This is a genomic window from Nocardia sp. NPDC019395 (assembly GCF_040632335.1).
Lineage (GTDB): Bacteria > Actinomycetota > Actinomycetes > Mycobacteriales > Mycobacteriaceae > Nocardia.
On sequence record NZ_JBEYBT010000006.1, the window covers coordinates 284824 to 295294 of the forward strand.

At 66.9% G+C, this 10471-nt stretch carries 10 protein-coding genes; 9 read left to right on the forward strand and 1 reads right to left on the reverse strand.

Annotation, left to right across the window (positions count from 1 at the left end):
• Positions 1–38: 38 nt before the first annotated feature.
• From ABZ827_RS18460 to ABZ827_RS18490, 7 genes are all read left to right on the forward strand, one after another.
• Positions 39–1202 (forward strand): pyridoxal phosphate-dependent aminotransferase, encoded by a 1164-nt coding sequence (locus tag ABZ827_RS18460; RefSeq protein ID WP_357237974.1) that lies wholly within the window; start codon positions 39–41, stop codon positions 1200–1202.
• 136 nt (positions 1203–1338) lie between these two features.
• On the forward strand, positions 1339–1977 hold the full coding sequence (locus ABZ827_RS18465) for a TetR family transcriptional regulator (RefSeq protein ID WP_357237975.1): 639 nt from the start codon (positions 1339–1341) through the stop codon (positions 1975–1977).
• Between the two features lie 6 nt (positions 1978–1983).
• On the forward strand, positions 1984–3411 hold the full coding sequence (purB, locus tag ABZ827_RS18470) for an adenylosuccinate lyase (RefSeq protein ID WP_357237976.1): 1428 nt from the start codon (positions 1984–1986) through the stop codon (positions 3409–3411).
• A 113-nt stretch (positions 3412–3524) separates the two neighbouring features.
• Entirely contained in the window at positions 3525–3956 is a 432-nt protein-coding gene (locus ABZ827_RS18475) for an HIT domain-containing protein (RefSeq protein ID WP_357237977.1), read from the forward strand.
• A 205-nt stretch (positions 3957–4161) separates the two neighbouring features.
• Positions 4162–5094 (forward strand): alpha/beta hydrolase family protein, encoded by a 933-nt coding sequence (locus ABZ827_RS18480; protein ID WP_357238015.1) that lies wholly within the window; start codon positions 4162–4164, stop codon positions 5092–5094.
• Between the two features lie 69 nt (positions 5095–5163).
• Complete coding sequence (locus tag ABZ827_RS18485; protein ID WP_357237978.1) at positions 5164–7335, forward strand: S9 family peptidase; 2172 nt, start codon at positions 5164–5166, stop codon at positions 7333–7335.
• A gap of 186 nt (positions 7336–7521) precedes the next feature.
• The gene (locus tag ABZ827_RS18490) at positions 7522–8223 is read left to right on the forward strand and encodes a DUF2334 domain-containing protein (RefSeq protein ID WP_357237979.1); all 702 of its coding nucleotides are present in this window, start codon (positions 7522–7524) and stop codon (positions 8221–8223) included.
• Between the two features lie 420 nt (positions 8224–8643).
• Here the strand turns inward: ABZ827_RS18490 and ABZ827_RS18495 are convergent, their stop codons facing one another.
• Entirely contained in the window at positions 8644–9288 is a 645-nt protein-coding gene (locus ABZ827_RS18495) for an MBL fold metallo-hydrolase (protein WP_357238016.1), read from the reverse strand.
• A gap of 149 nt (positions 9289–9437) precedes the next feature.
• Between ABZ827_RS18495 and purS the strand changes: the two genes are divergently transcribed.
• Together purS and purQ are read left to right on the forward strand one after the other, a co-directional pair.
• Positions 9438–9674 (forward strand): phosphoribosylformylglycinamidine synthase subunit PurS, encoded by a 237-nt coding sequence (gene purS, locus ABZ827_RS18500; RefSeq protein ID WP_280402369.1) that lies wholly within the window; start codon positions 9438–9440, stop codon positions 9672–9674.
• On the forward strand, positions 9671–10348 hold the full coding sequence (gene purQ / locus ABZ827_RS18505) for a phosphoribosylformylglycinamidine synthase subunit PurQ (RefSeq protein ID WP_357237980.1): 678 nt from the start codon (positions 9671–9673) through the stop codon (positions 10346–10348). Before purS ends, purQ begins: the two co-directional genes overlap by 4 nt.
• Positions 10349–10471 lie beyond the last annotated feature (123 nt).

A 10471-nucleotide genomic window follows, 5' to 3' on the forward strand; every position in this document is an offset into this window, starting at 1 on the left:
CGTCGAACCGGCCGAAGTGGTGCTCTACCGTCGGTCGGGTGTCCACAGAATCTCGGCGCTCGACCATTCCACCTTTCTACGTGATGGATGTCTGGAAAGCCGCCGCCGAACGCGCCCGAACACACGGCGATGTGCTCAGCCTGGCCGCCGGTCAGCCGTCGACTCCGGCGCCGGCTCCGGTGTTGCGCGCCACCAAGGCCGCGATCGATGCCGAATTATTCGGTTACACCGAGACTTTCGGCATACTCGCGCTGCGTGAGGTGATCGCGGAACATCACCGGCGCACCTACGGATATCCGGCGGGCCCGGACGATGTCGTGGTGACCACCGGCTCGTCGGGTGCGTTCACCCTGATATTCCTGGCGGCCTTCGACCCCGGTGACACCGTCGTGGTCGCGCGCCCGGGTTACCCCGCCTACCGCAACACGCTGACGGCGCTGGGCTGCCGGGTGGTCGAACTGGACTGTCGCGCCGAAACCCGGTTCCAGCCCACCGTCGCCATGCTCGACAGCCTGCCCGAACCGCCGCACGGGCTGATCGTGGCCAGCCCGGCCAACCCCACCGGCACCATGATCGAACCCGCCGAACTCGCCGCCGTGGCCCGGTGGTGCGATGCGCACGGCACGCTGCTGATCTCCGACGAGATCTACCACGGCATCACCTACGGCGGAGAGCGCACCGCCTCGGCGTGGGAGACCACTCGTTCGGCGGTGGTGATCGGGTCGGTGTCGAAATATTTCTCGATGACAGGCTGGCGGCTGGGCTGGATGCTGGCACCGGCGGCGCTCCGGCCGGCATTACAGCGGCTGGCGTCCAATATGACCGTCTGCCCACCCGCGATCTCCCAGTACGCGGCGCTGCACGCGTTCGACGCCGATTCCCGGACCGAACTCGACAGTCACGTGCGGCGCTACGCGATCAACCGCCGGATACTGCTGGACGGCCTCGCCGATCTCGGGATCACCGACCTCGCTCCCGCCGACGGTGCCTTCTACGCCTACGCCGATATCGGGCATCTCACCGACGATTCGATGGCGTGGTGCGCGGATGTGCTGGCGCAGACCGGGGTGGCGGTCGCGCCGGGCCTGGATTTCGACACGGTGAACGGGCACCGGACCATCCGCCTCTCCTTCGCGGGCGCCACCGCGGATATCGAAGCCGCGCTAACTCGGCTGGGGGGTTATCTGCACAAGCAGGCTTGACACGATTACGCTGCCGGGCAACAACTTTGCACAGTACGACACCATCGCTGCGAGGATGCGGTAGAAACATCGATGGTTGTTTGCCCTTTCCCTCATTTCGCACGGATGTACTGATGACGACTGGCAAGATGGCACGGTGATAACCGCGACGACTCCGAAAGGTGAACGGCGTCGCCAGGCGCTGGTGGCCGCTGCCGCCGAATTACTGCTCGAAGGTGGTTTCGACGCGGTGCGGCATCGTTCGGTCGCTACTCGCGCCGAACTCCCGCTGGCCTCCACGACCTATTACTTCGAATCTCTCGAGGATCTGATCGCGCGGGCGGTCGAATTCAGCGGTAACGCCGAACTCGAGGCGATGCGGCGGCGGATCGGGGAGGTCACCCATCGGCGGCGCGGCGCGGAAGCAACCGTTGAACTGGTGCTCGATCTGCTTATCGGCACCGACGGTGCGGACGAAGGCGCGCGCGGCCGGTTGATCGCCCGCTACGAGCGCACCGTCGCCTCCGCGCGGCACCCGGAATTACGCGAGGTCCAGCTACGACTACGCGGGCAGCTCGACGAGCTGCTTGCCGATGTGCTGCGCCGATCCGATCGGATCGTGCGGCCCGAACAACTTCGCAGGCTGGTCGCGGTGGTCGACGGCGCGGTGGTCGCCGCGCTGAGCGAATCCGATCCGCAACCCCGGCGTCTGGCCCGCGGAGCCCTGCTGGAGGTCATCGATATCGTCGCTCCCGCGACGCACCAGCCGATGGACCGGTACCGGTCATTAGACTGACCGGACGTGACCTCCGACCTGATCCCCAACGTCCTCGCCACCCGCTACGCCAGCCCGCAGCTGGTTCATCTGTGGTCCCCCGAGCACAAGATCGTGCTCGAGCGGCGGCTGTGGCTCGAGGTGCTGCGCGCCCAGTCCGAACTGGGCGTCGACGTCCCGCCGGGGGTCGTAGAGGACTATGCGCGGGTCGTCGAACAGGTGGACCTGGCATCGATCGCGGAACGCGAACGGGTGACCCGCCACGATGTGAAGGCCCGGATCGAAGAATTCAACGCCCTCGCCGGTCACGAACACGTGCACAAGGGGATGACCAGCCGGGACCTCACCGAGAACGTGGAACAGCTCCAGATCCGCCTGTCGCTGGAACATATCCACGCGCACGGTGTCGCGGTGGCGGCCCGGCTCGCGGAACGAGCCGCCGAATACCAGACGCTGGTGATGGCCGGCCGCTCGCACAACGTCGCCGCACAGGCGACCACCCTGGGTAAACGTTTCGCCTCGGCCGCCGACGAACTGCTCATCGCCCTGACCCGGCTGCGGGAACTGATCGAGCGCTATCCGTTGCGCGGGATCAAGGGTCCGATGGGTACCGCGCAGGACATGCTGGACCTGCTCGGTGGCGACGCCGCGAAACTCTCCGCCCTGGAACAGCAGGTGGCCCGCCACCTGGGCTTCACCAGTGTGCTGACCAGTGTCGGGCAGATCTATCCGCGCTCGCTGGACCACGATGTACTCTCCGCGCTGGTGCAGATCGGCGCCGCGCAGTCCTCGCTGGCGCACACCATCCGGCTGATGGCCGGACACGAACTGGTCACCGAGGGATTCCAGCCGGGGCAGGTAGGCAGTTCGGCCATGCCGCACAAGATGAACACCCGGTCCTGTGAACGGGTCAACGGGCTACAGGTGGTGTTGCGCGGATACGGGTCGATGGCGGCGGAACTCGCGGGCGCGCAGTGGAACGAAGGCGATGTGTTCTGCTCGGTGGTGCGGCGGGTCGCGCTACCGGACGCGTTCTTCGCGCTCGACGGTATGACCGAGACTTTCCTGACCGTGCTCGCCGAATTCGGCGCCTACCCGGCGGTGATCGCCCGCGAACTGGACCGCTACCTGCCGTTCCTGGCGACCACCCGCATTCTCATGGCGGCAGTGCGGGCGGGGGTGGGCCGGGAGGCGGCCCATGAGGTGATCAAGGAACACGCGGTGGCGGTGGCACTGGCGATGCGCGAGCAGGGCCGTGAACCTGACCTGCTGGACCGGTTGGCAGCGGACGAACGGTTGCCGCTGGACCTGGCCGCCCTGGAAGCGGCGCTGGCCGAGAAGTCGGCGTTCATCGGGGCGGCGGATGCTCAGGTGGCCGAAGTGGTGGCGCAGGTGGGCAAATTGACGGCTGCGTATCCGGAAGCGGCGCGTTACGTACCTGCGCCCATTCTTTGAGTTCGGGCTGCTGGTAGGAGGGCCGGGGTTCGTGGCCCACCGTGTCCGAATGTGGGATGCGGGGCAGTCACCCCGCGTGCCCGGGTGGTCTGATCAGCTCACATAGTGGGTTCATGGATCCGTATACGATTTTTGCCGACATCATCGCGGGGCGTGCGCCGGCCAGCCCGGTGTACGAGGACGAGGATGTGCTGGCGTTCATGGATATCCGTCCCGTGACTCCGGGGCATCTGCTGGTGGTTCCGAAGATTCCGGCCCGGGATCTTGCCGAATTGGATCCGGTGATCGGTGGGAAGCTGTTTCAGGTCGGGCAGCGGCTGGCGGCGGCGTTGCGGGCCAGCGAAGTGGCCTGCGACGGTGTGAACTTTTTCCTGGCAGATGGTGTTACCGCAGGCCAGGAGGTGTTTCATGTTCATCTCCACGTGATTCCGCGGACGCCCGGCGACGGATTCGGGTTGCGGGCCCGGCCGCGGACCCCGGCGCGGGCCGATCTGGATTACCTCGCCGGGTCCATCCGAGGTGCGCTGGAGCGGGGCGCCCGGTAGGTGGGATTCCCACGCGCGGAGCGTTTCACGGGCCGGATCGCCGGGGACACGTAAGATCGTGTCTCGATAACGTTCGATGCATTTGCTGCTCGAATGCTGAATTTCGGCACCGCAGCCGGGGCATGATGGTGCGAGTTGGCCTACGCCGAGATCTGGGTGGGGATATGGAGGTGTGAGCGTGCGGTTGTATCGGTTAGCTGTACTCATGCTGGGAGTGGTCGGCTTGGTCGCCGGACTCACTGTTCTCCGACCCGCACCGGCGGCCGCGGCGGAGGTCGTCCGAATCGACGCGCTCAGCCCGACCCGGTCCGCGGTGTTCATCGCCTCGCCCGCGATGAATCAGATCGTGCAGGTGCAGGTCCTGCATCCGCCGGGCGGTGGTTCCCGGCCCAGCTACTACCTGCTGGACGGGCTGGATCCGGGGGTCGGTCAGAGCACGTGGACCAACGCCACCGACGCCGAAGCGTTCTTCCTGGGAAAGAACGTCAATGTCGTGATGCCGGTCGGTGGGAAGGCGAGCTATTTCACCGACTGGCGCCGCGACGATCCGGTCCTGGGCCGCAACCAGTGGGAGACCTTCCTGACCCAGGAGCTGCCGCCCGTTATCGACTCCGAATTCGACAGTAACGGCGTGAACGCCATCGGAGGACTCTCGATGGGCGGGCACGCCGCCTACATTCTCGCTGCCCGGCATCCGGAGTTGTACACGGCGGTCGCCGGCTATAGCGCCTGCCCGGATACCGGTATGGCGACCGGTGCGACGCAGTTCTCGATCGTCACCCGGGGTGGTAATCCCGACAATATGTGGGGCCCCGGGGGCAGCCCCGAATGGGCGGCGCACGATCCGGCGCTCATGCTCGACCGGTTGCGGGGTAAAACCCTGTACCTGTCCACCGGGACCGGGTTGCCGGGCCCGCACGAGCTCGAACTGAAGCCGCAGCTGCCGGAGAACATCGTGCTCGGCGGGCCGATCGAATTCGCGGTCGACACCTGCGTGATCGCCTTCGAACGGCGTGCGCGGGCGGCGGGCTTGCCGATCCGGGTGGATTACGAGCCGGTCGGGACCCATTCCTGGTCGTATTGGAACGATCAGCTCAAAGCCTCCTGGCCGACCGTGGGCCCCGCGATCGGGGCATAAGGAGCCGGTTGCGCGCCTGAGCCTCGGTAGCGTCGCCGGGGGCCGGGCGGGGCCGCTACGGTGGTGGCCATGGCTGACAGTGGTGGTGGTCCGGTGACCGAGACGGCGGTGACAGCGCCGACAGCGAAAACGGTGCTGCAGGAGCGCGTGCACCACGGGGATCGTTTCGTCGACGAATACGAGTGGCTGCGGGACAAGGACAACCCGGAGGTCATCGCCTATCTGGAGGCCGAGAACGCCTACACCGAGGCGCAGACCGCGCACCTTGCCCCGTTGCGCGAGAAGATCTTCGACGAGATCAAATCCCGCACCCAGGAGACCGATCTGTCGGTGCCCACGCGGCTCGGTGAGTACTGGTATTACTCGCGCAGCTACGAGGGTAAGCAGTACGGCGTCCAGTGCCGCTGCCCGATCGATACCGCCGCCGCGGGGGTCGACGCGTGGACGCCCCCGCAGCTCGAGGCGGCTACCGAGATCCCCGGTGAGCAGGTGCTGCTGGACAGCAACGAACTGGCCGAGGGGCACGATTTCTTCGCCCTCGGCGCGTTCTCGTTGAGCCACGACGGGAACCTGCTGGCCTTCTCGGTGGATACGGCCGGTGACGAGCGCTATACCCTGCGCTTCAAGGATCTGCGTACCGGTGAACTGCTCGGTGACGAGATCGCGCGGACAGCCCCCGGTGCGACCTGGTCGCTGGACGGCAGCCATGTCTTCTATCAGACGGTCGACGAATCCTGGCGGCCCGATACCGTGTGGCGGCATCGCCTGGGCGCCGCGACCGAAACCGATGTCAAGGTCTTCCACGAACCGGACGAGCGGTACTGGGTGAGTGTCGGGGCCACCAGGTCGGAAAAATATTTGATGATCTGGGTCGGGTCCAAGATCACCACCGAAGGGTGGGTGCTGGAATCGGATGATCCGACCGGTGAGTTCCGGGTATTGCTGCCCCGCCGGGAAGGCGTCGAGTACGCGGCCGAACACGCGGTCGTGGCCGGGGAAGACCGGTTCCTCGTCCTGCACAACGATGTGGTCGACGGGGTGAAGGCGGAGAATTTCGTCCTGGCCGAGGCCCCGGCCGACGATCCGGCCCGGCTGCGCACCCTGATCGGCCACCGCGACGACGTGCGGCTCGAAGACATCGACGCCTTCGCCGGCCAGCTGGTGCTCAGCTACCGCCGTGAGGCGCTGCCCCGGGTGGCGATCTGGCCGCTCGGCCCGGACGGGTACGGGGAGCTGAAGGAACTCGAATTCGATCTGGAGCTCTACAGCGCCGGACTCGGGTCCTGCCCGGAATGGGACCAGCCCACACTGCGACTCGGGCTGACCTCGTTCATCACCCCGACTCAGGTCTTCGACTACGTGGTCGAGACCGGCGAACTGCTGCTGCGCAAGGAACAACCCGTACTCGGCGGTTACAACGCCGACGACTATGTACAGCACCGGGATTGGGCCGTGGCAGACGACGGCACCCGGATCCCGATCTCGATCGTCGCCCGGCGCGATACCGACCTCTCCACCGGACCGAAACCGTTGCTGCTCTACGGGTACGGCTCCTACGAGGCCAGTATGGACCCCGGGTTCTCGGTGTCCCGGTTGTCGCTGCTCGATCGGGGACTGGTCTTCGCCATCGCCCATGTGCGCGGCGGCGGCGAAATGGGCCGGCTGTGGTACGAGAACGGCAAAACCCTCACCAAGAAGAACACCTTCACCGATTTCGTTTCCTGCGCACGGCATCTCATCGACAACGGGACCACCGCCGCGGACCGGATGATCGCCGACGGCGGCAGCGCGGGTGGGCTGCTCATGGGCGCGGTGGCCAATGCGGCGCCCGAACTGTTCGCCGGGGTGCTGGCCAATGTCCCGTTCGTCGACCCGCTGACCTCCATCCTCGACCCGTCGCTGCCGTTGACGGTGATCGAATGGGACGAGTGGGGAAACCCGTTGGCGGACAAAGATGTCTACGAATATATGAAATCGTATTCGCCCTACGAGAACGTGACGGCCCAGGACTACCCGGCCATTCTCGCGATCACCAGCATCAACGACACCCGGGTGCTGTATGTGGAACCCGCCAAATGGGTCGCGAAACTGCGCGCCACCAAAACCGGTGACGCGCCGCTGCTGCTGAAAACCGAGATGAGCGCCGGCCACGGCGGGGTGAGCGGCCGGTACGAGAAGTGGCGGGAAGTCGCATTCGAGTACGCCTGGGTGCTGGATACCGTCGGCGCCGGGGACAACTAGGCCATCACCCACGCCGGATGCGAACGGCCTCCGTTCGATGGCCGGCAGGTCTGCCGGGCGGCGACCGGATCGTGTCCGGATGTTCGCCCACCGGTCACGCCCGCTGCACGGGGTGGTCACCGGCCCTGCACGCGCAGGTCATCGCGGCTGCATATGGCGGTCACCTGCGTCTGCCACCGTTGGTACATGAACGCTGAGCTGCTCGTATCGGTATCCGGGGTCCGGGAGACCACCCGGGACGCGGCGATCGGATTCGCCGAAGAGATGGATCAGCGCGGCGTTCGGCTGTCGCTGCTGGTGGCGCCCCGGCTGAAGGGTAAATACCGGCTGACCGACGACCCCACCACGCAGACCTGGCTGCGCGGCCGCCGCGAACGCGGCGACGCCATCGTGTTGCACGGCTACGACCAGGCCGCCACCAAACGCCGCCGGGCCGAGTTCGCGACCCTGCCCAAACACGAGGCGCTGCTGCGTCTCACCGCCGCCGACCGGGCGATGGAACAGGTGGGACTGCGCACCCGGCTGTTCGCGGCCCCGCGCTGGGACGCCTCGGCGGGTGCCCTGGCGGCGCTGCCCGAACTCGGGTTCCGGTTATCGCTGGGGCTGACCAGCATTCACGACCTGGAACGCAATACGGTGCAGAAGGCGCGGGTCTACGGTATCGGCGAGGGGTTCCGCGCCGAGCCGTGGTGGTGCCGGGCGCTGGTATTGGGCGCCGCCCGGACCGCGCGCCGGGGAGGAGTGCTGCGGCTGGCGGTCTCGGCCGCTCAGCTCGGCCGGCCGGGGCCGCGGCAGGCGATGCTGGACGCGGTCGATCTGGCGCTCTATCACGGGGCGCGCGGGGAGGCGTACCGCTGGGAACCGCTCAGGGCGGTCCGGGCGGCCTGAGGCTCCGCCGCTCCCGATCGGCGATAGCGGGGGCGGCGGGGGCAGGTCTGGAAGTGGTGGTCGGTCAGGGGATGGGGTGCTGTTTGTGATGCCGGTGTCGGCAGTCCGTGAAGGGTGCTTCTGATGCGGGTGTGGACATCCGTGAAGGGTGCTTCTGGTGCGGGTGTGGACAGTCGGTGAGGGGTGCTTGTGATGCGGGTGTGGATAGTCCGTGAGGGGTGCTTGTTATGCGGGTGTGGACAGTCCGTGAAGGGGCGGGCTGTAATTTTGGAGACGCTCCGCGTCTCGAGGGTGGGGCCCTATTAACCCGGTTCTTCACTCCCGGCGCTCAGTCGCTGCGCTCCTTCGCTCTGGTCGCTCCAGAACCGGGCGGGCCCCACCCCGAACAGGTGGCCTGCCGGCCATCGAGCGTTGTGTACGTCAGAAGTCGGTGTCGTTCTCCGGGCGCAGAATCTGGAATTCGGTTTCTTCCTTGCGCATTTCGTCGAACCGGCTGAAGTAGACACCCCAGGCCGGCTCGGCGAGGATTCCGTAATGAATGGGGAACGCCAGCCGAGGGGCGACCGAACGCAGATAGTCGACCGCTTCGCTGATCTTCATCCACGGTGCCGCGGCGGGTAGGGCCAGCACATCCACCGGCGTGGAGGGAACCCAGAGCGAATCACCCGGATGCACGAACTGGGTCGGGTTCTCGCCGCTGCCGAGCTGGAAAACGGTGTTGTCCACGACCGGGAGGTCGGGGTGGATCACGGCATGCCGCCCGCCGCCGCCGGTGATCCGCAAATCGCCGAGCTCGATGACATTGCCCGCGTGGACCGCCTCCCACGGGCCGCCCTGTAATCCGGCGGTCTGCGGATCGGACAGCAAGCGGGCTCCGGGGTTGGCCTCGACGAGCGCCTCGATCCGGTTCGCGTCGATATGGTCGGCGTGCTGATGGGTGACGGCGATCGCGTCCAAACCGGTGAGCCCTTCGAAACCGTGCGAGAAGGCGCCGGGGTCGAAGAGAACCTTCTTGCCGTGCAGTTCGACGAGTACGCAGGAGTGACCGAAATGGGCTACATGCATGATCCCCAGGCTAGTACCGGCGACCTTGTTCACCTCACCCGCCGCGACCGCCGGTTCCCCCGGCAATTAGGCTGCTCAGGTAACCCCATCAGCGCTCCGGCCCATAGCAGCGCCGGACGCAGCTCACCCCTTTTCGTGAGGAGCAACCCGTGGCACGTGTCGTGGTCGAGGTGATGCCGAAGGCCGAGATCCTGGATCCGCAGGGGCAGGCCATAGCCGGCGCCCTACCGCGCCTGGGATTCGAAGGCGTCACCGATGTCCGGCAGGGCAAGCGGTTCGAGCTCGAGGTCGGCGACGATATGAGCGACGACCAGCTCGCGGCGATCGCGGAATCGCTGCTGGCCAACACCGTGATCGAGGACTGGAAGGTGGTGCGCGTCTCGTGACCGCCCGTATCGGGGTCATCACCTTCCCGGGCACCCTCGACGACGTGGACGCGGCCCGCGCGGTGCGGCTGGCGGGCGCCGAGGCGGTGAACCTCTGGCACGCCGACGCCGATCTCAAAGGTGTCGACGCGGTCGTGGTCCCCGGCGGCTTCTCCTACGGTGACTATCTGCGCTGCGGAGCGATCGCCCGATTCGCCCCCGTGATGGGCACGGTGATCGAGGCGGCCGGAAAAGGTATGCCGGTCCTCGGCATCTGCAACGGTTTCCAGGTGCTGTGCGAGGCCGGGCTGCTGCCCGGGGCGCTCACCCGCAACGCGGGCCTGCATTTCGTCTGCCGTGACCAGTGGCTGCGGGTCGAGGCCACGGATACGGCATGGACCTCCCGCTACGAACCGGGCGCGCAGATCCTCGTCCCACTGAAATCGGGGGAGGGCCGTTATCAGGCACCTGCGTCGGTTCTCGACGAGCTCGAGGGCGAGGGCCGGGTGGTGTTCCGCTACGCGGGCGACAACCCGAACGGGTCGCAGCGTTCGATCGCCGGCATCGCTTCGGCGAACAAACGCGTTGTGGGGCTCATGCCGCATCCGGAGCATGCGACCGAGCCGCTGACCGGGCCGAGTGATGACGGGCTGGGGTTGTTCCTGTCGGCGTTGGACGCGTTGGTCGCATCCTGACTCTGTTTTTTTGCGCCGCCTGCGGCGTCGCGGGTTCGGGGCCCCCTTGGTCTCGTTCTTCACTCCCGCCGGTCGGTCGCTGCGCTCCCTTCCTCTGGTCGCTCCAGAACGAGACGGGCCCCG

What these genes read in the sequence shown, in the direction of transcription:
- ABZ827_RS18495 (WP_357238016.1), bottom strand. Translation starts at nt 9,288, where the DNA reads ATGCATGTAGCCCATTTCGGTCACTCCTGCGTACTCGTCGAACTGCAC.
- ABZ827_RS18490 (WP_357237979.1), top strand. Translation starts at nt 7,522, where the DNA reads ATGAACGCTGAGCTGCTCGTATCGGTATCCGGGGTCCGGGAGACCACC.
- ABZ827_RS18475 (WP_357237977.1), top strand. Translation starts at nt 3,525, where the DNA reads ATGGATCCGTATACGATTTTTGCCGACATCATCGCGGGGCGTGCGCCG.
- ABZ827_RS18480 (WP_357238015.1), top strand. Translation starts at nt 4,162, where the DNA reads ATGCTGGGAGTGGTCGGCTTGGTCGCCGGACTCACTGTTCTCCGACCC.
- ABZ827_RS18485 (WP_357237978.1), top strand. Translation starts at nt 5,164, where the DNA reads ATGGCTGACAGTGGTGGTGGTCCGGTGACCGAGACGGCGGTGACAGCG.